The sequence below is a fragment of the Kangsaoukella pontilimi genome, from assembly GCF_009830125.1.
Classification (GTDB): Bacteria; Pseudomonadota; Alphaproteobacteria; order Rhodobacterales; family Rhodobacteraceae; genus Kangsaoukella; species Kangsaoukella pontilimi.
The window spans coordinates 660,920-682,085 of the sequence record NZ_WUPT01000001.1 but is presented as its reverse complement, the minus strand read 5'-3'; the positions used below and the strand labels follow the sequence as shown (position 1 = coordinate 682,085).

Here is a 21,166-nt window from a genome sequence, read left to right as displayed (position 1 = left end):
TCGGATTACTTGACCGAGCCGGCCAGAAGGCCGCGCACGAGGTAGCGCTGCATCGCGAAGAACACGACAAGCGGCACCGCGATACTGACGAAGGCGGCCGTGGCGAGGATCTCCCAGTTGCCGCCTCTGGTCCCCAGAAGTTCGACGATCTGGTTGGTCATGACCGTGGTCGATCCCGTCGCATCGATCAGGAACACCTTGGCCACCAGCAGGTCGTTCCACGTCCAGAGGAACTGGAAGATGGCGAAGCTGGCGAGTGCGGGGAAGGAAAGCGGCAGGATGATCTTGGTGAAGATCTGGAAATCCGTCGCGCCGTCCACCTTGGCGTTCTCGATGATGTCCCGCGGCAGGCCCACCATATAATTTCTGAGCAGGTATATCGCGAGTGGTAACCCGAAGGCCGTATGCGCCAGCCAGACGCCCAGATAGCCTTTGCCGATGCCGATCCCCAGATGCAGCCGAAGAAGCGGGATCAGCGCAAGCTGGAGCGGGACCACCAGTAGCGCCACGACGAGAGCGATCAGCAGCGCGCGTCCTGGGAAGTCCATCCAGGCCAGCGCATAGGCCGCAAAAGCCGCCACCACGATCGGGATGATCGTTGCCGGAACGGTCACGGTCAGGGTGTTGAAGAACGCCTTGGCCATGTTGTCCTGACCGGTGCCGGAGAACAGGATGGTCTGATAGTTGCCAAGCGTGAACTCGGGCGGCACCTCTGCCGTGATGAAGACCCGCTGGCCGCGGCGGCCCGGCTCTTCCGTACTGGTGTAGCGGTAGTCGCCATTGGCGGAGAGGGTCACCGTTTCCGCGCCGTCGCCGAACTCGGCTGTCTCACCGATAGCATAGGCCGAAACGTCCCGCGACGAGACGCCGAAGCGCGTCAGGGTGACATCGGTGCCGGGGCTGTCCTCGTGATCGACGAGAAGGTTGCCCTCGACCACCCAGAGATCGCCCTCTTGCACGGCTGCGTCGCCGCCGCCGGTCCTGAGCTGGATCGTCTGTTCGGCCGGGAACAGGGATGCCCACCAGCCGCTCGACGAAATCTGGTCTGCCGTGCGGAAGGACGAAACAAAGAGACCGATCGTCGGGAAGAGCCAGAGGAACACCAGCGCCGCGACCGAGATGTGCACCGCCCAGGTGAGGCTGGATTTTGAACCTGCGATATTGTCCATGATCTGATCCTCCCTCAGCGCATTTCTTTGCGGGCGTTGTAGACGTTCCAGACAAGGATCGGAGACACGAGGACCATGATGATGATCGCCGAGGCCGAGCCGATACCCCAGTCATTCGCGCGGAACAGCTTGTCGAACATGTAGTTGGCCAGAACCTGCGTCTCCCACTGACCGTTGGTCATGGCGAAGACGATGTCGAAGACCTTGAGCACGACGAGGGTGATCGTCGTCCAGACCACCACGATCGTGGGCATGATCTGCGGTACCTTGATCTTGAAGAAGATCTGGAACGGGTTGGCGCCATCGACGATGGCCGCTTCGACCGTCTCTTCGGGGATACCGCGCAGAGCGGCCGACAGGATCACCATGGCGAAGCCGGTCTGGATCCAGATCAACACCACCATCAGGAAGAAGTTGTTCCAGAGCGGAATGGTCAGCCATGTCTGCGGCTCGCCATACGGCAGGTCGGCGGCGAAGATGCTTGCGAGCGACATCAGAGAGATCACCACCAGCCAGACCGCGACAGCGGCGCCGATCAGACGAACGACGGAGAGGAAGATGCCTTCCTTGCGAGCGCCCTTGTCGATGAAGGGCGTCAGAAGAAGATAGCCAACATAGGCCACGATCGCCGCGAAGCCCGCCACCATTACAAAGGGCAGCACTTTCAGGAACAGGATCGATCCGATCCCGCCCTCGAATTGCAGCCAGACCGCGTTCAGAACGCCGATCTGATCCTGATCGACGGGGCGCGTGTCGTAGATCAGCTTGAAGATTACCGAGGCGCCCACGAACGAGATCGCCATCGGCATGAAGATCAGCGACTTGGCCACGCTGCCCCAGCCGATCCGGTCGGTAAGCTGAGCGGCCAGCAGGCCGAAGGCGGTCGATGCTGCCGGCACCACGATGAGCCAGAGCATGTTGTTGCGGATCGCTTCCCAGAATTTGTCCTCGGCGAACATCTGGTTGTAATTCGCCATGCCCACGAAGGCGCCGCCCTGGCTTCGGTCGGTCAGTGACAGGCGCAGCGTCTCGAAGACGGGATAAGCCAGATAGAGGCCGAGGGCGAACATCGCGGGAAACAGGAACAGCCATGGCCGGATCTGGTTCGCACGGTTGATATTCCGACCGGCGTTCGGACCCTTCGCGGGGAACAGCACCTTGTCGAGAAACTCGTTGGAAAAATAGAAGTAACCGATGCAGCCGCCAACGCCGATCACAATGGTCAACAAGCCTTGCAATGCAGGATGCATGAACCCCTCCCAAGTCTGGCTAAGCGATTATTTTTGTCTTTGTGGAGAGACCCGGACACGCCGGATCTCTCGTTGTCGTCTTTCGCGATCGGGTGCGCTTACTTCAGCGCTTCCCAGCTCGACTGGATGTCCGAGGCGACCTCTCCTGCGGCTTTGCCGCCGGTGAAGTCGACCATGCCGGTCCAGAAGGTCCCGGCGCCGACGCCGCCAGGCATCAGGTCGGACCCGTCGAAGCGGAAGGTGGTGGCGTTGACGAGGATCTCGCCCTGCCCCTTCAGCGCGTCGTTCATGTAGGTCTCCAGATTCACGCCCTTGTGCGGGGTCAGGAAGCCGGTCTGAGCCATCATGATCTCATGCGCGATCGGAAGCTGGAAGTACTCCATCAGGGCCGAAGTGGCGTCCGACGGGTCGGTGATCGCCATCAGCGTGCCGCCACCCAGAACCGGGTTGCCCAGATCCTTCGAGTCGTAGGACGGGAAGTAGAAGAAATCCACGTCATCGCCGAACTCGATGTCTTCCGGGAAAAAGGCCGGAACGAACGACGCCTGACGGTGCATGTAGCACTGCGGCGGCGACGAGAAGAGACCCTTCGGGCTGTCGCGGAAGTCGGTGGTGGCAACGGCACCGGTGCCGCCGGCAACCTTGCCGTCCTCGATGAACCAGCCGAATTCCTCGATCGCGGCGACGACGCGCGGGTCGTCGAACGGGATCTCGTTGGTGGTCCAGGCGTCATAGACGTCGGCAGGCTGGGTGCGGAGCATGATGTCCTCGACCCAGTCCGTCGCCGGCCAGCCGGTGGCTGCGCCAGATCCCAGACCGATGCACCACGGCGTTTCGCCATCGGCTGCGATCTGCTCGGTCAGCGCGCGCAGGTCTTCCATCGATTCGGGCACGTCATAGCCTGCGTCCTCGAAGTTCTCGGGCACATACCAGACCAGCGACTTCACGTTGACGTTGTAGAAGAAGCCGAAGAGCTGATCGTTGCCGTCGGCATCCGAGAAGGTGCCGAGGTCGACCCAGCTTTCACCGGCGCCGTAGTTCTCGGCGGTCCAGGAGCCCATGCTCTCGGGCAGCGGATAGAGAAGACCGCGGCTTGCCATGTCCGAGGCAAGGCCCGGCTGCGGGAAAACGGCGATGTTGGGCGCGGCGCCCGCTTCGGCGTCGATGACGATCTGCTGCTCGAACGAGTCCGAGCCGGTGTAGATCACTTCTGCGCCCGTTGCTTCGGCAAAATAGGCCACTGCCGAGCGGAACACGTCGTCTTCCGGCTGGAGCCACGGACCGGCGATGGTCACGGTCTGGCCGCTGAAGTCAGGCGCGCTGGCGGCCCATTCGTTATAGCTGTCCCAGCTGAAGTCGCCCTCACCCGGAGTGAAAGGCAGATGCCCGCCGGCCACGGCCGAACCTGCCGTCAGGGCAAGAATGGCGGTGCCGGTATAGAAAGTCTTTTTCATGATCGTTCCTCCCAAGACACGATTTCTTTCTGAGTTGAGCGTTTCACCCAGCCCGAAAATTGACAAGCGCCAAACAAATATCAAAGCGCTTTGGATGCGCGGACCCTGTCCGAAACGCGAACGTCTGTCAATCCGACTTTTCTCATCGCACTGAAATTAAATGGTTGTTAGCGCCACCTCTTTCTGCGCCGCAGCAACGACTCTTTGACGCGGCTCGCAGATTTGCCTAACGTTTCCACAAAATTGAAACCGCTTTGAGAATCCAATGAACCTTCGGGAACTGTCAGAGATACTGGGGCTGTCACAGACGACGGTAAGCCGGGCGCTGAATGGCTATCCCGAGGTGGCCGAAGAAACCCGGCGCCGCGTCCGCGAGGCCGCGACAACCTATAATTACCATCCGAATAACCGTGCCCGAAGCCTCGCGACGGGCCGTTCGATGTCGATCGGGCATGTGATTCCCGTCTCGACCCAGCATGAGATCGTGAACCCCATATTCACCGATTTCATCTCGGGCGCGGGCGAGGCCTATGCGGCCGCAGGCTATGACCTGACCCTCAAGATGGTGTCGGATGGCGACGAGGACGAGGTTTACCGCGATCTTGCCAACAGGGGATCGGTGGATGGCGTGATCGTCCATGGCCCCCGCGTCGACGACCGGCGGATCGCGATGCTCAGCGAACTGGGGCTTCCCTTCGTCGTGCATGGCCGCGCCACCGGCTCGACCCGGGAGTATAGCTGGCTCGACGTAAACAACCGCCGCGCCTTCTACCGGGCAACGTCGTTTCTGATCGACTTCGGCCATCGCCGCATCGGCCTGATCAACGGGATCGAGACGATGGACTTCGCCACGCGCCGCCGGACAGGCTATCGCGAGGCGCTGGAGGAGGCCGGGATCGTCCCCTGCCCCGAACTGATCGCCCATGGCGAGATGACGGAGCGGCACGGATACGCAAGCGCGCGCCAGATGCTGAACGACGCCATGCCACCGACTGCCTTTGTCGTGGCCTCCGTGATCTGCGCCATCGGCGTCCGACGCGCGGTGCAGGAGCTGGGCCTTATCGTCGGGCGCGACGTGTCGATCGTCATCTATGACGACGATCTCTCCTATTTCAAAAGCGGCGACGACATCCCCGTGTTCACCGCCGTGCGCTCTTCGGTGCGGGAAGCGGGCCGGAACGCGGCCAACATGCTTCTTGACATCATCGCCGGAACGGGCGACGCGCCGCGCCAACGGCTGATGGAGGCGGAATTGACCGTGGGCAGTTCCACAGGCCCCGCCCCCGACCTAGCGCCCCACCGCCAGCGAGGCTGAGATGAACTTCACACGCGCGGATTTCCCGTCCGACTTCGTTTTCGGGGTCGCCACCTCGAGCTATCAGATCGAAGGCCACTCCTTCGGCGGCGCGGGCCGCACCCACTGGGACGACTTCGCCGCGACGCCGGGCAACGTTGTCCGGGCCGAGCATGGCGCCATCGCCTGCGACCATTACCACCGTCTGGACGAAGACCTCGACCTGATCGCGGGTCTTGGCGTGGACACCTACCGCTTCTCGACAAGCTGGGCGCGGGTCCTGCCCGAGGGACGCGGCACGCCCAATGCCGAGGGGCTCGATTTCTACGACCGTCTTGTGGATGGCCTGCTCGAACGGGGAATCAAACCCGCCGCGACGCTCTATCACTGGGAGCTGCCTTCAGCGCTGGCCGACGAGGGCGGCTGGCGGAACCGCGATATCGCGGGCTGGCTTGCCGATTTCACCGAGGTCATCATGGGCCGGATCGGGGACCGCGTCTGGTCGGCCGCGCCGATCAACGAACCGTGGTGCGTGGGTTGGCTGAGCCACTTCATGGGTGGCCACGCGCCGGGTCTGCGCGACATCCGCGCCACCGCGCGGGCCATGCATCATATCCTTCTGGCCCACGGCCGCTCGATCGAGGTGATGCGGGGCCTCGGCATGTCGAACCTCGGCGCTGTCTGCAACTTCGAGTGGGCCAACCCGGTGGACGACACGCCCGAGGCCGCGGCGGCTGCCGCGCGCTACGATGCCTATTACAACCGTTTCTTCGTCGAAGGCCTGTTCACGGGACGCTACCCCGACCTTGCCATGGAGGGGCTTGAGCCGCATATGCCCGCCGGTTGGCAGGACGATTTCGGCACGATTCAGGCGCCCTTGGACTGGTGCGGGCTGAACTATTACACGCGGAAGAATATCGCGCCCACCGACGCGGCCTGGCCTAGCCTAGAAGAGGTCGAAGGTCCGCTCCCGAAGACCGCCATGGACTGGGAGATCTACCCCGAGGGTCTCTACCGCTTCCTGACGCGACTCGCGCAGGAGTATACCGGCGACCTGCCGCTCTACATCACCGAGAACGGCATGGCGAATTACGATACGCTCGACGCGGGCAAGGTCGATGATCCGGTCCGCATCGACTATCTCAACCAGCATCTGGATTCCGTGCGCCGCGCCATCGCCGACGGAGCCCCCGTGGCGGGCTATATCGTCTGGTCGCTGATGGATAATTACGAATGGTCCTTGGGCTATGAAAAGCGGTTCGGGCTGGTCCATGTCGACTTCGACAGCTTGCAGCGCACCCCGAAAGCGTCCTATCACGCTCTTGCCCGCGCACTGGCCCGTGACGCCTGACCCAGGAAATTCGCCATGACGTCCCGTCCAGCAGATACCTATTCCCTCGTCGCAGATGTCGGCGGCACGAATACCCGCGTCGCCCTTGCCGAGGGCAAGCGGCTTCTGCCCGAAACCATCCGGCGCTACCGGAATTCCGAATATCCGGGGCTCGAGACGGTGCTGCGCGCCTATCTCGACGAGGAAGGCAATGTCGATTGCAAGGGCGCGTCCGTGGCCGTGGCCGGACCGGTCCGCGACGGGCGCGGCGTCCTGACCAATCTCGACTGGGCCATCGACAAGGACACGCTCGCACGCGCTACCCATGCCGAGACCGTGGCGGTCCTGAACGACCTTCAGGCGCAGGGACATGCAATCGGTCACCTCGACGCCGAGAACATCCGAACGGTCGTCCCAGGCCCCGAAGCACAACCCAATTCGGCGCGCCTGGTTATCGGCGTCGGAACCGGTTTCAACGCGGCCCCCGTCTATGACACGGAAACCGGCCGCTACGTGCCGCCCTCCGAAGCGGGCCATGCCAACATGCCGATCCGCACCGATGCGGAACTGCGCCTCTGCCGCTATGTCGAGACCGCGCATGGCTTCCCCGCCATCGAGGACGTCCTGTCCGGTCGCGGGCTGGAACGCGTCTATCGCTGGCTTGCCAGCGAAGCCGGATCGCCGGCGGAAAAGAAGGCCGCCGATATCATGGCCTCTTGCGAAAACGGCGATGACGAGATCGCGGCAGAAGCGGTGGCCGTCTTCATCCGAATCCTCGGCACCGTCGCGGGCAATCTTGCGCTGATCCACCTGCCCTTCGGCGGCGTCTACCTGGTGGGCGGCGTCAGCCGTGCGATGACACCTTATTTTGCCGCCAATGGCTTTGGAGACGCGTTCCGCGACAAGGGCCGCTTCGCCGGTTTCATGCAGAATTTCGCCATTCATGTGGTCGAGGACGACTACGCCGCACTGATCGGGCTGGCGCATCATCTCTCTTCTCAATTCTAGCGCAGGCAAGCGTCTCGTAACTGGGTCTTAACGGACTGCGGGCTAGACCGGCGCCGTTCCGAAAACAGGACGGCGCGATGATTCCTTTTGCATGCTTCTTCCGGGTGTCTGCATGACGGCCCGCATGACCCTGCCCTCCCGTCTGGACACGGGCACCGCCGATGCGCTGGCGGAGGGGCTGCGCGCGCTTGAGGCCGGCCCTGTCACGCTGGACGGATCGCAGGTCGAATTCCTCGGCGGGCTCTGCCTGGAGGCTCTGCTTCTGGCGCGACACGAGCGGACTGCGGATGGCGCAATCCTCACGATAGATGGCGCAACGGACGCCTTTTGCGACGGGCTGAAAACGTTCGGCCTCTCCGAAACCGAATTCACGAGCGGAGATGATTGATGAGTATCTCGGTCCTCGCTGTCGATGACAGCCGAACGATGCGCGACATGATCACACTGGCCCTCAAGGATGAAGGCTTTGAAATTCACCTGGCCGAGGATGGCCAGCACGGCCTGGAGGTGCTCGAAGACATCGCGCCGGATGTCATTATCACCGATATCAACATGCCCCGGCTCGACGGGTTCGGCTTCATCGACGCGATCCGCGACAGATCCCAGACGAAGCACACGCCGATCCTTGTCCTGACCACGGAAAGTTCGGCGGAACTGAAGGCGCGGGCGCGCGACTCCGGTGCCACCGGCTGGATCGTCAAACCCTTCGCACAGGACAAGCTGATCCGCGCACTCCGCATGGTCGCCGGCTGAGGAACGCCATGTCCGATCCCATGAACGATATCCGCGCGTCCTTTTTCATAGAATGCGAAGAGTTGCTGGAAGGGCTTTTCGACGCCCTGCAGACCATGTCCGACGGCTCTGCCGATGACGAGACGATCAACGTCGCATTCCGCGCCGTTCATTCGATCAAGGGTGGTGCGGGTGCCTTTGCGCTGGATCAGGTGGTTTCCTTCGCGCATCACTTCGAGACCGCGATGGATGACGTGCGGTCGGGAAAACTGGCCCCGTCGGACGATCTGGTCCAGCTGTTCTTCCGCTGTGGCGACATCCTCTCCGACCTCGTCCGCGCCGCCCGCGACGAGACAACGGTGGACGCCGCGTTGGTTGATCCGGTTCTGGAAGAACTGGGAAAATACTCCACATCGCCCGACAGCGGCGAGGCTGAAGAAGAAATCAGCGATTTCCAACCGCTGACGCTGGACCTTGGCGACCTCGGTGCGCCCGCAGACGGTGCCGATGACGATTTCGACGCCCTTCTCGCAAGCCTGCCGCCCCTGCCTTCCGACGATGAGCCACAAGAGCCCGTCGCCCGCACGGTCGTCTTCCGTCCCGAGCCGGAACTCTACAAATCTGGGAACGAGCCACTGTTTCTCCTCAGAAGCCTTGGCGAGCTACGCCCTTCGGCCGTCCGGCTTGACTTCGACCCCGACAGCGCGCCGGGCGCGCGCATGACCTGGACCGTCGAATTCGACGATCCCGTCAAATGCGAGATGGTGGAAGAGGTCTTCGAGTTCGTTCAGGGGCTGTGCACGCTCAGCTTCGGCTCGGATGCCTCTCCCAGAGAAAGCGTCCCCGCTGAAGAGGCTGCCGGCACGTTTGCGCCTGCCGATCTGCCGATGGACAAGATACCGGAGCCTGCGTCGCCCACCTCTGACGTGGCACCTCCCCTTGCCACCATCGACCCGGCGGCCACCGACGAAGACGGCCCGGCCGAGGCTACTACCGCGATGCCGGGCGGCGCGCCGAAGGGCGGGGCCGCGCCAAAGAACATGGCAAGCCCGACAGTGCGGGTCGATCTCAGCCGCGTCGACAGACTGGTCAATCTGGTCGGCGAACTGGTGATCAATCAGGCCATGCTGTCTCAATCCGTCGCCCAGTCGAGCCTCGGATCGAACACCGCGATCACCAGCGGCCTGGAAGAGTTCCTGCAACTCACTCGCGACATCCAGGAAAGCGTGATGATGATCCGCGCCCAGCCGGTGAAGTCGCTTTTCCAGCGCATGTCGCGTATCGTCCGCGAGGCCTCGGCAGCGGTCGGCAAGAAGGTCGTTCTCACAACCGACGGTGAAAACACCGAGATCGACAAGACGGTGATCGAGCGCCTCGCCGATCCGCTCACCCATATGATCCGGAACGCCGTCGATCATGGGCTGGAAAAGACCGAAGACCGTCAGGCCGCCGGTAAACCGGCGGAAGGACAGGTGCGCCTCTCGGCGTCCCACAAATCCGGACGCGTCGTGATCGAAGTGTCGGACGATGGCGGTGGCATCAACAGGCCGAAAGTCCGCCAGATCGCCATCGACAAGGGCTTGATCCCCGAGGATGCTGCACTGACCGATGGTGAGATCGACCAGCTACTCTTCATGCCCGGCTTCTCGACCGCGACGACAGTTTCGAACCTGTCAGGACGCGGGGTCGGCATGGACGTGGTGAAGAACGCGATCACCGCGCTTGGCGGCCGGATCTCGATCACATCGCACGCCGGCAAGGGCACCACCTTTTCCATCTCCCTGCCCCTGACGCTCGCCGTTCTCGACGGAATGGTCGTGTCGGTCGCGGGCGAAGCCCTCGTCATGCCGTTGAACGCGATCGTCGAGACCCTGACCCTCGATGGCGAAAGCGTCCGCAGGCTGGGCCCGAACAGCAATGTCGTCCTCGTCCGTGAAAGCTTCGTACCCCTTCTCGATCTCGGCGTCGAACTTGGCTACCGCGCACCAAAAGAGAACTATGCCGGCGCAATCGCGCTTCTCTCCGGGCAGGAGGACGGGCACCGCGCCGCTTTGGTCGTCGATTCCATCGAAGATCAGCGCCAAGTCGTCATCAAGGGCATTCAGGACAGCTATGGCCGCGTGCCGGGTGTGGCCGCGGCCACGATCCTTGGCGACGGTCAGATTGCGCTGATCCTTGATCCCAGCGACCTGATCCAGAATTCCAGCGGCCAGAGCCGCGCCCCCGCAAACATCGAGGCTGTTTGACATGACTGCCGACACAACCAACGCCGCACCGGATCCAAGCGCGCCCCACGAGATCGAACTCCTGTCCTTCCGGGTCGAAGATCATGAATATTCCGTCGACATCATGTCCGTGCGAGAGATCCGCGGCTGGACGCGAACCACCTCGCTTCCGCATTCACCAAGCTATGTTCGCGGCGTCATCAACCTTCGAGGCACGGTTCTGCCCGTGATCGATCTCGCGATGCGCCTCGGCATGGATCCTACGGAGCCGGACGACAGGAACGTGATTATCGTGATCGACGTCGACGGGCGGACACTCGGCCTGCGCGTCGATGCCGTCTCGGATATTCTGACGCTCCCCACAGAGAAACTCCGCTCACCGCCCGAAATCGCCGCTGACGAGAACCAGACATTTCTGCGCGCTCTGACGATCATCGACGAACGCATGGTTCGCGTTCTCGATCTCTCATCGATCATGCCGGACATTGGCGAGGTTGCCGCTTGAACGCTTCATCCGCCATATCAACCGACCTCGCAGGGACAGGTCCGTCCCTGTCCAGCGCGCAAATGAGCATCATTGCCGGCATCGCTCGGGAAGATGCGGGCCTGACCTTGCCCGACGCCAAGCGGCTCATGGTTCAATCGCGGCTCGCGCGCCGTATGCGCAGTGTCGGCTGTCTGAGCTTTGATGACTACATCGCCCTCCTGACGGCGTCCCCCGATGCCGAAGAACGCCGCGCGCTCATTTCAGTTCTGACCACAAACGTGACCAGCTTCTTCCGTGAAGCGCACCACTTCGAAACCCTTCGAACGCAAGTCTTGCCGGCCCTTCTCCGAGAAGCGAAACGCGGCAGGCGTCTGCGCTTCTGGTCTGCGGGCTGCTCAACAGGCGAGGAGCCTTACTCTCTCGCCATGCTGCTTCTCGCGCTTGATCCGATGGCAAGCGACTACGACATTCGCATTCTCGCGACGGATATCGATCCCAAGGTTCTTTCGAAAGCCAAATCAGCGCGTTACGAGGCAGCAAGCCTGTCCGCGCTGCCCGATTTCTACGAGCAGGCACTGAGAGCGACGCGGCAGGAAGACGGGTCTCTCGTAATGCCGGACAGCGTTCGCAGACTCGTCACTTTCCGCCAGCTCAACCTTCACGCCCAGTGGCCAATGAAGGGGCGATTCGATGCAATCCTCTGCCGCAACGTATTGATATATTTCGATTTCGAACATCAATCGGCCCTTTGGCCCAGGTTTCGCGCCAGCCTCGGCACCGAAGGATGGCTCTTTCTCGGCCACTCCGAACGCATCCACCCGATCGAGACATCGGGGTTCATTCAAACTGGTGTAACGACATATCGCCGGACAGACGCACGTCCTGTCGGCACTCCGGAAAGGGAAGACTGATGGCACTCAGAGAACAGTTGCGTCTGATGGTCGTAGATGACATGTCGACCAGCCGCGGCCTGATCACCCAGGCACTGGACTCGATCGGAATTCGCAATGTCGCGACCGCGTCCGATGGAGCAGCGGCCCTGCAGGCTGTCCTGAAATCCCCGGTGCATCTCGTCATCTCGGATTACAACATGCCGGGCATGGATGGGCTGCACCTTTTGCACTATTTGCGAAATACCCCGCAGACGGCCAAGGTCGGATTTCTTCTCATCACCGGGCGCGCCGACCCCGCCATCATCGACAAAGGCCGCAAGCTCGGAATGAACAATTTCCTAAAGAAGCCCTTCGAGACCGCAGACATGAAGGCGGCGATCGAAGCGATTGTCGGACGACTGTGACGATGACGACGCTGATGGACGCCGAACATCTGGATTTCGACAGCGCCCTCCGCGCAGTGGCGGCGATGCTGAAGGACGCGCAGTCGGCGAACCTGTCGGTCCAGGACCATCTCGGCCAGTTCCTGGATCGCAAGATCGACGCCGCATCGCTAATCCAGGAGCTTCAGACCCTCGACCGAACGGCGCAGGTCCTCGCGGACCTCGCCGCGATATGCACACATATTGCCGACGGCTTGCCGGCCGACGCGATGGGCCAGGGTGTCGACCTGAGACGGGTCGTCACTCTGGACACCACCCGCAAGGCGCTCCATTCGGCCCAAAACGGCATCACCGTCGCCGATGATGGTGAGGATCTGCACCTCTTCGGGTAGTGCGCCGCGCCGCCGTCGCGTCTCAGAACAGTTCGACAGAGTTCAGTTCCGGGACTTCCACCGGCTTCAGGACCGGCGCCTCGTTGACGAATTTCTGTTGTACCCGGCCCGTTGCCGCGTGAAAGCGGAGGCGCCGTGCCTGCGCCCCGCCAAGACTTTCCGCGTGGCATGGCATCCCTTCCGACGCGAGATAGGCGCGCGCAAAGGCTGCGTTCCGCGCGCCGATATCCGTCAGCCCCGAGAGCATCGACGCGCCGCCAAAAACCTTGGCCTGAAGCCGCTTACGCGACGCGCCGAGATGCACCATCTTGTTGATGAGCAGGTCCATCGCGGCTGCACCAACGGTATCGAGACCGCCGCCACCCGAGCTCATTTCCGGCAGAAGCAGATGGTTCATCCCGCCGATCTTCGCGTCCGCGTCATAGAGGCAGAACGAGACGCAGGACCCGAGAATGGTCGAAATGACGACATCCGGCTCACCTGAAACGCCATCTTCGCCCTGTGAGATGTAGATCGTGCGCCCGCCGCTCATCCAGTTACCCGCGAAACGATACGCTCAGACGACGAGGTCAACGCAAGGATGCGGGGGGTGATATCGGAGAGATCGAGAACCGCTTCAGCCGCACCGAGTTCGCGCGCGGCCTTGGGCATCCCGTCAATCACCGCGCTTCGCCCGGATTGCGCGATCGTGGACGCGCCGGCATTCCTCATGTCCAGCAATTCGGCCGCACCGTCGCGGCCCATTCCCGTCAGCATGACGCCGACGACACCATTTCCAAGCGGCGCTGCCGAGCTGAAGAGGCGCGCCACGGACGGAACGTACAGATCCTCGCCAGTATCCGCGACGAGCGACACACGAAGCTCGCCACGGTTTCTCAGGACCGCGTGAAAACCGCCCCCCGGTGCGAGAAGCACCTCGCCCTGTGTCAGCACATCCCCGTCGCGCGCCAAACGGACGGTCGCCGGGGAATGGGTATTCAGACGGGTTGCGAAACTTTCCAGGAATTGCGACGGCATGTGCTGCGCAACGACCGTCGGCGGCCCGTTCGGAGGGTAGGAGCCGAAGAGGTTCAGAAGCGCATCGACCCCGCCGGTCGAACTGCCGACGACAACGGAGCGGCCATTCCAGTCGAAAGCGCGGTTCGCACCTTCGGCGTCCTGGCTTTTCGGCCTGTCGGCAAGGGCCTGACCGCGAACGCGGGCGCGCGCCGCCGTCACCAGCATGTCGCCGAGATCGGGCAAACGCGGGTCGCCGCTCCGCAGACGACGCAGGTCCACACAATCGAGCGCGCCAAGCGAAAGCGCCGTCACCGCCTCTTCGCTGTCCTCGACGGTGCGGGACGACACCATGATGACCGGCATCGGCCTGAGGCGCATGATCTTTTCCAGAAAGACCAGGCCATTCATGCGCGGCATCTCGACATCCAGCGTCAAAACATCGGGATTGAGCGACTTGATCAGCGCGCGGGCCTCGTAGGGATCACCCGCCTCGCCCACGATTTCGATACGGGGATCATCGGCGAGAAGCGCGCGGAGAAGCCGGCGGATCGTGGCCGTATCGTCCACGATGAGAACCCGCACCTTGCGGGCATCGGAATGTGACGTACCAAGCAAGACGACGCTACCCATACAACGAAACCCGGACCGGCTAAGACCGGCCCGAGCACGTCGTAAAGGCAGAGACTGAAGAATTCGTTTAGTTCACCGGCGGGGCCGTTCTGAGAAGCGCGCCCTCGACCACCACGCTTTCGGGCCGCCCGAGGTGGAACATGGTATAGCTGAGACCGGTTTCGCTGAAGCGCGACACACCGGCCTGCCCGATCAGGGACGCGGCCTCTTCGAAGCGGCCTTCCGGTGTCTCCACGATCTGCCGGGGCGAGACGAGGATATCGTTTGAAGGAGCTTTGCCCCCAAAGGCACCTGCGCGGATGCAGACGGGGTGCGAGTCGGGCTTTTCAGCCAGAAAGGCCTGGTCGAGAAGCACACGATTCAGCCAGAGGATGGGCTTGTACTCGCCCGACGCCGTCAGAATCTCGTCCCCCTTGCGAAGCGCCACGGCATGGACATCGCCGAAGATGGTCCGCACACGGGTCATGGGCGCAAGACCGGCAAGCGGCCACCATTCCGAGCGATCCCGGGGCGCAGCCGCGGGGGACGCCAGGGGTCTGGTTTCCCGCATGCGGCGCTCTTTCTGCGCCAGGCGGTCTTCGAAACTGTTGCTGTTCAAACTGGTCGACATTGCACTCATCACATCACCTTTACCGGTCCGTTCTGGACCCACACGCTCTAAAAGTGGGACGTGCCGCCACCACTCTGTGGCACGCCCCCAACCCGAAATTCCAACCAACATGGCCGGATCACACTTGTTACGCAGCAGGGGCGATGAGGTGGACCGCTCTGCCGCTGACAAACCCTTTATGCCCCGTCCCCCCGGCAAAAGTTTGACGGCTCATACCGGGAATTCGGCAGAATTGGGCACTTTGGTGTCGAAGCCCACCATATCTAGGAATAACGGATCATTTCCGGAAACAGTTCTGAAGACAGGTCAGCCGGGAAACCAAGCTGGCATGGATATCCGCCAAAACTCGTTGCTTACCGTGCGACAATGAAGTCGAGAAAATTATCCTAAGAAAAAACGAAAAAACTTCTCTGCTGGCCTTCAGTAGTACCGGCGGAGCGCCCGATACGCACGAAACCGAGTCGTTCCGACACCCGAAGAGCGACGGAATCGGCCATCTGCGGCAGTGATTAGACCGGTCGCAGCGGTAAACTCGACACCCTCTCGAATCGCGGATCAGGTAAAGCGGCGGATCTCGGCAAATCGCCGCCTGCAGGCCCCGGCTTACGCGTGGTCGCCCGGCGCGACAGGCGGAATTTCCTTGCACTCGGAGAATGAGGTTCAAGAATGGGAGCATTCCGCATCCGGCGCCTTCCCTAAGGGACCAAAATTGACCGGATGAGAGACAACGAGAAGGGAGTTCTCCATGAAGACATCCATTTTTGCACTTTCGACTGTGGGTCTATTGCTGACCTCTGCGGCGTCCTTTGCCGCGGGCACGCATCCCGAAACCGGCGAAGCGCTGGCCGATGACCAGACCTTTTCCTATCGCCTCCTCGACGATGTGCCGACGCTCGACCCGCAGCTGATCGAAGACGTCTCGGGCAGCCACGTCGCGCGCCAGCTTTTCGAAGGCCTGCTCAACCAGAACGCTCCGGGCGACAACATCCCCGGCGTGGCGACCGAATGGGAAGCCTCTGAAGGCAACACGGTCTGGACGTTCAAGCTGCGCGAAAACGCCAAGTGGTCGAACGGCGATCCGGTTACCGCGCATGATTTCGTCTACGCCTGGCAGCGCGCCGCCGATCCCGCGACCGCGTCGCCCTATGCGTGGTACATGGAAATCACCGAGATCGTGAACGCCGCCGACATCGTGGCCGGCAACGCCGCGCCCGACACACTGGGCGTCGAGGCGGTGGATGACTACACGCTCAAGGTCACGCTCAATAACCCTCTGCCCTATTTCCCGTCGATGACGACCCACGCGACGCTCTTCCCGACGCACAAGGGGACGATCGAGGCACATGGCGACGACTGGACCCGCCCCGGCAACCTTGTCGGCAACGGCGCCTACGTGCTGGAAAGCCGCTCGCTTGGCGAGGGCTTCACCATGGTCAAGAACGACATGTACTGGGATGCCGAGAATACGATCATCACCGAGATCAACGGCGTGATCGTCAACGACTCGGCGCAGGCGCTCACGCGCTACGAGGCGGGCGAATACGACCTTCTGGAACCCGTTCCCGCCGGTCAGTTCCCGCGTCTTCAACAGGAGCGTCCGGACGAGGCCCACAGCGTGCCGCGTCTCTGCTCGTATTACTACGCGATCAATGTCAGCGACTCGGGCCCCGAGGCGCTGAAGGACGAGCGCGTGCGCGAGGCTCTGTCCTATGCGGTCGACCGCGACGTGATCGTGGATCAGATCCTGAAGGGCGGTCAGACGGCGGCTTACTCGTTTACCCATATCGCGACCGCAGGCTTCGAAGCGCCCGAGATCGACTACGGCACCTGGAGTCAGGCCGAGCGCGACGCAAAGGCCAAAGAGCTGATCGAGGCCGCCCGCGCAGACGGTGTGCCGGTGGACGAGATGGGTCTCGACATCCTCTATAACACCTCCGACCAGCATAAGCAGATCGCGACCCTCATCAGCCAGATGTGGAAGCAGAAGCTGGGCGTCGAGGCCGGTCTCGAGAACCAGGAATGGGCAACCTATCTGGAAACCCGCTCGCAGCAGGACTTCGACGTCGCGCGGGCCGCGTGGTGCGCCGACTATAACGAGGCGTCGACCTTCCTCGATCTGATGACCACGACCCACGGCTCGAATGACGGCAAGTATTCCAACGCCGAGGTCGATCAGCTAATGAAGGCGTCCAAGACGTCGGACGATCCGCAGCCCAACTATACGCGGGTCGAAGAAATCATCGCCGACGAGATGGGCATGATCCCGATCTATCACTACGCCAATACGTTCCTTCTGGACGCGTCGCTCAAGGGCTTCCCCTATGAGAACGCCGAGAACAACTGGTACGTGAAAGAGTTCTACCGCGTCGCCGACTGACGCGTGAGACGCGGCGCGCCGGGCCACCCGGCGCGCCGTTTTCCGGTCCGTCCATGGCATGGGAACCCTGCCGGGCGGTCTTGAAACGGAAAAGGCCCGACGCTTGCTGTCCTATACCCTCCGGCGCGTTCTTGTCGCGATACCGACGCTTCTGATCCTGATCGTCTTCTCCTTCCTTCTGATGGAGGCCGCCCCCGGCTCGCCTTTCGCCACCGAGCGCGGCGTCCCGCCCGAGGTTCTGGCCAACCTGGAGGCGAAATACGGTCTGGACGAACCGCTCTGGAAGCGGATGGCGATCTATGTCTGGAGCGTCGTGACCCAGTTCGACTTCGGGCCGTCGTTCAAGTTCAAGGACCGCACGGTCAACGACATCATCGCACAGGGCTTTCCCGTCACGCTGACCTATGGCTTCTGGTCCTTCGTGGTCGCGGTCATCGTGGGCGGCACGCTCGGCATTCTGGCGGCGGTCCGTCACAACACCTGGCTCGACTATCTGGCGGTCGGCGTCTCGGTCGGCGCGCAGGTCCTGCCCAACTTCGTCATGGCGCCGATCCTCGTCATCGTCTTCACGCTCTGGCTCGGTTGGCTGCCGGGCGGCGGATGGCAGGGCGGACAATGGCAGTTCGTCATCATGCCGGTGATAGCGCTCTCGACGTCCTATATGGCCTCCATCGCGCGACTTACCCGGTCGTCGATGCTGGAGGTGCTCAACTCCAACTTCATCCGCACCGCCCGCGCCAAAGGCCTGCCGATGCGGCGTGTGATCCTCGTCCATGCCCTCCGCCCCGCTCTTCTGCCGGTCATCTCCTATCTCGGCCCCGCCTTCGTCGGCATGATCACCGGATCGGTAGTAGTGGACGTCTTCTTCTCGACCGGCGGGATCGGGCAGTTCTTCGTCAACTCGGCGCTCAGCCGCGACTATTCGATGATCATGGGCATCACGATCCTGATCGGCGCGCTGACCATTCTCTTCAACCTCGTGGTCGATATCCTCTACGCGTGGATCGACCCGAAAATCCGGTACTGATCCGATGCGCGTCCCCCTTCTCCATCGTGCCGCCGCGACCGAGGCTTTCCTCGGCGCCGAGGCCGTGGCGGGCCGGTCGCTCTGGCAGGATGCCCGAACGCGGTTCTTCCGGAACAAGGCGGCCGTCGCGGGGCTGGTCGTTCTGATCTTCGTCTTTCTCTTCGCCTTCTTCGGTCAGTTCCTTGCCCAATGGTCGAACGAAGAGGTGGACTGGGGTATGCTCGGCAGCATCTCCGAGATGGGCGGCCCCTCGATCGCGAACGGGCATTATTTCGGCGTCGACGAACTGGGCCGCGACCTCTACGCCCGCACCGTGCAGGGCACGCGGATTTCGCTCATGGTGGGCGTCGTGGGCGCGCTGATATCGGTGATCGTCGGCACGATCTGGGGCGCGACGGCGGGATACCTCGGCGGGCGCATAGACGGTGCGATGATGCGCGTCGTCGATATCCTCATGGCCATTCCCTACATGTTCGTGCTGATCCTTCTGCTGGTGGTCTTCGGCCGGTCGATCCTGATGCTCTTCGTGGGTATCGGCCTGATCTCGTGGCTCGACATGGCCCGGATCGCGCGGGGCCAGACGCTGTCGATCAAGAACAAGGAGTTCATCGAGGCCGCCATCGCCATCGGCGTGCCCACCGCCACGATCATCCGCCGCCACATCGTGCCGAACCTTCTCGGCGTCGTGATCGTCTATTCCACGCTGCTGGTGCCCACGATGATCATCTTCGAGAGCTTCATCTCGTTCCTTGGCCTCGGCGTGCAGGAACCAAATACGTCACTAGGGGCGCTGATCTCGGCCGGCGCGAACCAGATGCGCTACGGCGTGCCGTGGCAGCTGGGCTTCCCCCTCTTTTTCTTCGTCATCACGCTCTTCGCCTTCTTCTTCGTCGGCGACGGTTTGCGTGACGCGCTCGACCCGAAGGATCGCTGATGAGCCTTCTGTCCGTCCGCGATCTTACCGTCTCGTTCGAGACAGGCGACGGCACCGTCAACGCGGTCAACGGCGTCAGCTTCGACATCGACCCGCGCGAAACCCTCGCCATCGTGGGCGAGTCCGGCTCGGGCAAATCCCAGACCGTCTTCGCGATCATGGGCCTTCTGGCGCGGAACGGACGCGCCACGGGCGAAATCACCTTCGACGGTACGCGGATCGACGGCCTGTCCGAGGATGCGCTCAACCGCATCCGGGCCGACAAGATCGCCATGATCTTTCAGGACCCGATGACCTCGCTCAACCCCTACATGCGCGTCTCGGATCAGATGACCGAGGTCCTGAGGTTGCACAAGGGAATGAGCCACCGCGAGGCCGAAGCGGAAGCGGTCCGGATGCTTGACGCGGTCCGCATCCCAGAGGCACGGGCGCGGGTCCGCATGTATCCGCACGAGTTCTCGGGCGGGATGCGCCAGCGGATCATGATCGCGATGGCGCTTCTTTGCCGTCCGAAGCTCCTGATCGCGGACGAGCCCACCACCGCGCTCGACGTCACCGTGCAGGCGCAGATCATGGACCTTCTGCGGGACGTGCGTGAGGAGTTCGGCACCGCCATCATCCTGATCACACACGACCTCGGCATCGTGGCAGGCGCCGCGGACAGGACCATCGTGCTCTATGGCGGGCGGATCATGGAGAAAGGTCCGACGCCTGACATCTTCGCTCATCCCACGCACCCCTATACGCAAGGGCTTCTCCGCGCCGTTCCCCGGCTTGACGTGGATCACGACGTGCTGCCAACGATCGACGGTGAGCCGCCCAACATGCTGGGACTGCCCAGGGGCTGCCCCTTCTCGCCCCGCTGCGCCTTTGTCCGCGACGCCTGCCGCGCCACCATGTCGCCCCTGACCGAGGCGGGCACCATCGCGCGGGCCTGCCATGCTCCGGTGGACGAGGTGCGCACATGACGGCACCTCTTCTCAGGGTCGAGAACCTTGCCGTGAGCTTTCCGATCCGGCCGCGCGGCGCATGGCCCTGGACACCGTCGCTTGAGCTGAAGGCCGTGGGCGGCGTCAGCTTCTCGCTCAATGCGGGCGAGACGCTCGGCATCGTTGGCGAATCCGGGTCTGGCAAATCCACGCTCGCCCGCGCCGTCATCGGCACGATCCCCTCGTCGGGCGGGTCCGTCGAGTGGGAAGGCCGAGACATCGCGGCGCTCGACCCGCGCGGCCGTCGTGCGCTTCGGCGCGACATCCAGATGATCTTTCAGGACCCGCTGGCGGCACTCAACCCGCGGATGACGGTGGGCGAGATCATTGCGGAACCGCTCGTCACCCATCACCCCGACCTGAGCCGCGCCGAACGCCGCGAGAAAGTCGCGGACCTGATGGCGCGGGTGGGCCTTTTGCCGAACCAGATCAACCGCTATCCGCACGAGTTCTCAGGCGGCCAGTGCCAGCGGATCGGCATCGCGCGGGCGCTGATCCTGAACCCGCGCCTTCTGATCTGCGACGAGCCGGTCTCGGCGCTCGACGTCTCGGTGCAGGCGCAGGTCATCAACCTCTTGAAAGAGCTTCAGGGCGAATTCGGCCTGTCTCTGATCTTCATCGCCCACGACCTGAGCGTGGTGAAGCACATCTCGGACCGGATCGCGGTCATGTATCTGGGCCGCCTGATGGAGACCGCGCCCGCCAAGGCGCTGATCCGCACGCCGTTCCATCCCTATACCAAGGCGCTCGTCGCCTCGGTTCCGATCCCCGACCCCGAGACTGAAGCAAAGCGCCGGGCCGCGCCGATCTCGGGCGAACTGCCCTCGCCCATCTCGCCGCCCTCGGGCTGCGTCTTCCGTACGCGATGCCCCATCGCGCGGGAAAGCTGCGCGGGCGAACGCCCGCCCCTCCTTGAACCGCAGCCAGGCCGCTTCGTCGCCTGCCCGTTCCATGACGGCTGACCGGGTCTTGCCTTTTCCTGC

Annotated in this window: 21 protein-coding genes; 15 read left to right on the top strand and 6 right to left on the bottom strand. The window is 62.8% G+C overall.

Features of this window, described 5'->3' with window-relative positions:
• Positions 1 to 5: 5 nt before the first annotated feature.
• The 3 genes from GQ651_RS03490 to GQ651_RS03480 form a co-directional block, all read right to left on the bottom strand.
• Complete coding sequence (locus GQ651_RS03490) at positions 6 to 1,169, bottom strand: carbohydrate ABC transporter permease (protein ID WP_160762818.1); 1,164 nt, start codon at positions 1,167 to 1,169, stop codon at positions 6 to 8.
• A 14-nt stretch (positions 1,170 to 1,183) separates the two neighbouring features.
• Positions 1,184 to 2,419, bottom strand: a complete 1,236-nt coding sequence (locus GQ651_RS03485) for a carbohydrate ABC transporter permease (protein ID WP_160762817.1) — start codon at positions 2,417 to 2,419, stop codon at positions 1,184 to 1,186.
• Positions 2,420 to 2,517: 98 nt separating this feature from the next.
• Positions 2,518 to 3,873 carry an ABC transporter substrate-binding protein gene (locus GQ651_RS03480; protein ID WP_160762816.1) on the bottom strand — a complete coding sequence of 452 codons (1,356 nt, stop codon included), beginning with the start codon at positions 3,871 to 3,873 and terminating at the stop codon, positions 2,518 to 2,520.
• A gap of 265 nt (positions 3,874 to 4,138) precedes the next feature.
• Here GQ651_RS03480 and GQ651_RS03475 point away from each other — a divergent pair, with 265 nt between their 5' ends.
• From GQ651_RS03475 to GQ651_RS03430, 10 genes are all read left to right on the top strand, one after another.
• A complete protein-coding gene (locus GQ651_RS03475) occupies positions 4,139 to 5,188 on the top strand; it encodes a substrate-binding domain-containing protein (RefSeq protein ID WP_160762815.1) in 1,050 nt (349 codons plus the stop codon).
• Position 5,189: 1 nt separating this feature from the next.
• Positions 5,190 to 6,518, top strand: coding sequence for a GH1 family beta-glucosidase (locus GQ651_RS03470; RefSeq protein WP_160762814.1), 1,329 nt, complete (start codon positions 5,190 to 5,192; stop codon positions 6,516 to 6,518).
• 15 nt (positions 6,519 to 6,533) lie between these two features.
• Entirely contained in the window at positions 6,534 to 7,505 is a 972-nt protein-coding gene (locus tag GQ651_RS03465; RefSeq protein WP_160762813.1) for a glucokinase, read from the top strand.
• A 124-nt stretch (positions 7,506 to 7,629) separates the two neighbouring features.
• Positions 7,630 to 7,893, top strand: a complete 264-nt coding sequence (locus GQ651_RS03460; protein WP_160762812.1) for an STAS domain-containing protein — start codon at positions 7,630 to 7,632, stop codon at positions 7,891 to 7,893.
• The gene (locus tag GQ651_RS03455; protein WP_160762811.1) at positions 7,893 to 8,258 is read left to right on the top strand and encodes a response regulator; all 366 of its coding nucleotides are present in this window, start codon (positions 7,893 to 7,895) and stop codon (positions 8,256 to 8,258) included. Before GQ651_RS03460 ends, GQ651_RS03455 begins: the two co-directional genes overlap by 1 nt.
• An 8-nt stretch (positions 8,259 to 8,266) precedes the next feature.
• Positions 8,267 to 10,483 (top strand): chemotaxis protein CheA, encoded by a 2,217-nt coding sequence (locus GQ651_RS03450; protein ID WP_160762810.1) that lies wholly within the window; start codon positions 8,267 to 8,269, stop codon positions 10,481 to 10,483.
• 1 nt (position 10,484) lies between these two features.
• Positions 10,485 to 10,967, top strand: a complete 483-nt coding sequence (locus GQ651_RS03445; RefSeq protein ID WP_160762809.1) for a chemotaxis protein CheW — start codon at positions 10,485 to 10,487, stop codon at positions 10,965 to 10,967.
• A gap of 62 nt (positions 10,968 to 11,029) precedes the next feature.
• Positions 11,030 to 11,860 carry a CheR family methyltransferase gene (locus GQ651_RS03440; protein ID WP_160762808.1) on the top strand — a complete coding sequence of 277 codons (831 nt, stop codon included), beginning with the start codon at positions 11,030 to 11,032 and terminating at the stop codon, positions 11,858 to 11,860.
• Positions 11,860 to 12,246, top strand: coding sequence for a response regulator (locus GQ651_RS03435; protein ID WP_160762807.1), 387 nt, complete (start codon positions 11,860 to 11,862; stop codon positions 12,244 to 12,246). Before GQ651_RS03440 ends, GQ651_RS03435 begins: the two co-directional genes overlap by 1 nt.
• A gap of 2 nt (positions 12,247 to 12,248) precedes the next feature.
• The gene (locus GQ651_RS03430) at positions 12,249 to 12,617 is read left to right on the top strand and encodes a hypothetical protein (protein WP_160762806.1); all 369 of its coding nucleotides are present in this window, start codon (positions 12,249 to 12,251) and stop codon (positions 12,615 to 12,617) included.
• A gap of 22 nt (positions 12,618 to 12,639) precedes the next feature.
• On the opposite strand, the gene GQ651_RS03425 is transcribed toward GQ651_RS03430, so the two are convergent.
• The 3 genes from GQ651_RS03425 to GQ651_RS03415 all read right to left on the bottom strand — a co-directional run bounded on the left by GQ651_RS03425 (position 12,640) and on the right by GQ651_RS03415 (position 14,712).
• Complete coding sequence (locus GQ651_RS03425) at positions 12,640 to 13,149, bottom strand: chemotaxis protein CheD (RefSeq protein WP_160762805.1); 510 nt, start codon at positions 13,147 to 13,149, stop codon at positions 12,640 to 12,642.
• Positions 13,146 to 14,246: a chemotaxis-specific protein-glutamate methyltransferase CheB gene (cheB, locus tag GQ651_RS03420; RefSeq protein ID WP_160762804.1), complete on the bottom strand. Its 1,101-nt coding sequence runs from the start codon at positions 14,244 to 14,246 to the stop codon at positions 13,146 to 13,148. Before cheB ends, GQ651_RS03425 begins: the two co-directional genes overlap by 4 nt.
• A gap of 67 nt (positions 14,247 to 14,313) precedes the next feature.
• The gene (locus tag GQ651_RS03415) at positions 14,314 to 14,712 is read right to left on the bottom strand and encodes a Hint domain-containing protein (protein WP_160762803.1); all 399 of its coding nucleotides are present in this window, start codon (positions 14,710 to 14,712) and stop codon (positions 14,314 to 14,316) included.
• A gap of 889 nt (positions 14,713 to 15,601) precedes the next feature.
• On the opposite strand from GQ651_RS03415, the gene GQ651_RS03410 reads away from it, so the two are divergent.
• From GQ651_RS03410 to GQ651_RS03390, 5 genes are read left to right on the top strand one after another with little or no spacing between them, the layout of a single operon-like run.
• Positions 15,602 to 17,233, top strand: coding sequence for a peptide ABC transporter substrate-binding protein (locus GQ651_RS03410; protein WP_160762802.1), 1,632 nt, complete (start codon positions 15,602 to 15,604; stop codon positions 17,231 to 17,233).
• A 58-nt stretch (positions 17,234 to 17,291) separates the two neighbouring features.
• Complete coding sequence (gene oppB / locus GQ651_RS03405) at positions 17,292 to 18,260, top strand: oligopeptide ABC transporter permease OppB (RefSeq protein WP_406565443.1); 969 nt, start codon at positions 17,292 to 17,294, stop codon at positions 18,258 to 18,260.
• 4 nt (positions 18,261 to 18,264) lie between these two features.
• Complete coding sequence (locus GQ651_RS03400; protein WP_160762801.1) at positions 18,265 to 19,194, top strand: ABC transporter permease subunit; 930 nt, start codon at positions 18,265 to 18,267, stop codon at positions 19,192 to 19,194.
• Entirely contained in the window at positions 19,194 to 20,162 is a 969-nt protein-coding gene (locus tag GQ651_RS03395) for an oligopeptide/dipeptide ABC transporter ATP-binding protein (protein ID WP_160762800.1), read from the top strand. The genes GQ651_RS03400 and GQ651_RS03395 overlap by 1 nt, the downstream gene beginning before the upstream one ends.
• Positions 20,159 to 21,145 (top strand): ABC transporter ATP-binding protein, encoded by a 987-nt coding sequence (locus GQ651_RS03390; protein WP_160762799.1) that lies wholly within the window; start codon positions 20,159 to 20,161, stop codon positions 21,143 to 21,145. Before GQ651_RS03395 ends, GQ651_RS03390 begins: the two co-directional genes overlap by 4 nt.
• Positions 21,146 to 21,166: the final 21 nt, after the last annotated feature.

Bases quoted from the DNA above. Each gene is read 5' to 3' on its own strand.
- GQ651_RS03490 (WP_160762818.1), bottom strand. From the start codon at position 1,169: ATGGACAATATCGCAGGTTCAAAATCCAGCCTCACCTGGGCGGTGCAC.
- GQ651_RS03485 (WP_160762817.1), bottom strand. From the start codon at position 2,419: ATGCATCCTGCATTGCAAGGCTTGTTGACCATTGTGATCGGCGTTGGC.
- GQ651_RS03480 (WP_160762816.1), bottom strand. From the start codon at position 3,873: ATGAAAAAGACTTTCTATACCGGCACCGCCATTCTTGCCCTGACGGCA.
- GQ651_RS03475 (WP_160762815.1), top strand. From the start codon at position 4,139: ATGAACCTTCGGGAACTGTCAGAGATACTGGGGCTGTCACAGACGACG.
- GQ651_RS03470 (WP_160762814.1), top strand. From the start codon at position 5,190: ATGAACTTCACACGCGCGGATTTCCCGTCCGACTTCGTTTTCGGGGTC.
- GQ651_RS03465 (WP_160762813.1), top strand. From the start codon at position 6,534: ATGACGTCCCGTCCAGCAGATACCTATTCCCTCGTCGCAGATGTCGGC.
- GQ651_RS03460 (WP_160762812.1), top strand. From the start codon at position 7,630: ATGACCCTGCCCTCCCGTCTGGACACGGGCACCGCCGATGCGCTGGCG.
- GQ651_RS03455 (WP_160762811.1), top strand. From the start codon at position 7,893: ATGAGTATCTCGGTCCTCGCTGTCGATGACAGCCGAACGATGCGCGAC.
- GQ651_RS03450 (WP_160762810.1), top strand. From the start codon at position 8,267: ATGTCCGATCCCATGAACGATATCCGCGCGTCCTTTTTCATAGAATGC.
- GQ651_RS03445 (WP_160762809.1), top strand. From the start codon at position 10,485: ATGACTGCCGACACAACCAACGCCGCACCGGATCCAAGCGCGCCCCAC.
- GQ651_RS03440 (WP_160762808.1), top strand. From the start codon at position 11,030: ATGAGCATCATTGCCGGCATCGCTCGGGAAGATGCGGGCCTGACCTTG.
- GQ651_RS03435 (WP_160762807.1), top strand. From the start codon at position 11,860: ATGGCACTCAGAGAACAGTTGCGTCTGATGGTCGTAGATGACATGTCG.
- GQ651_RS03430 (WP_160762806.1), top strand. From the start codon at position 12,249: ATGACGACGCTGATGGACGCCGAACATCTGGATTTCGACAGCGCCCTC.
- GQ651_RS03425 (WP_160762805.1), bottom strand. From the start codon at position 13,149: ATGAGCGGCGGGCGCACGATCTACATCTCACAGGGCGAAGATGGCGTT.
- cheB (WP_160762804.1), bottom strand. From the start codon at position 14,246: ATGGGTAGCGTCGTCTTGCTTGGTACGTCACATTCCGATGCCCGCAAG.
- GQ651_RS03415 (WP_160762803.1), bottom strand. From the start codon at position 14,712: ATGACCCGTGTGCGGACCATCTTCGGCGATGTCCATGCCGTGGCGCTT.
- GQ651_RS03410 (WP_160762802.1), top strand. From the start codon at position 15,602: ATGAAGACATCCATTTTTGCACTTTCGACTGTGGGTCTATTGCTGACC.
- oppB (WP_406565443.1), top strand. From the start codon at position 17,292: ATGGGAACCCTGCCGGGCGGTCTTGAAACGGAAAAGGCCCGACGCTTG.
- GQ651_RS03400 (WP_160762801.1), top strand. From the start codon at position 18,265: ATGCGCGTCCCCCTTCTCCATCGTGCCGCCGCGACCGAGGCTTTCCTC.
- GQ651_RS03395 (WP_160762800.1), top strand. From the start codon at position 19,194: ATGAGCCTTCTGTCCGTCCGCGATCTTACCGTCTCGTTCGAGACAGGC.
- GQ651_RS03390 (WP_160762799.1), top strand. From the start codon at position 20,159: ATGACGGCACCTCTTCTCAGGGTCGAGAACCTTGCCGTGAGCTTTCCG.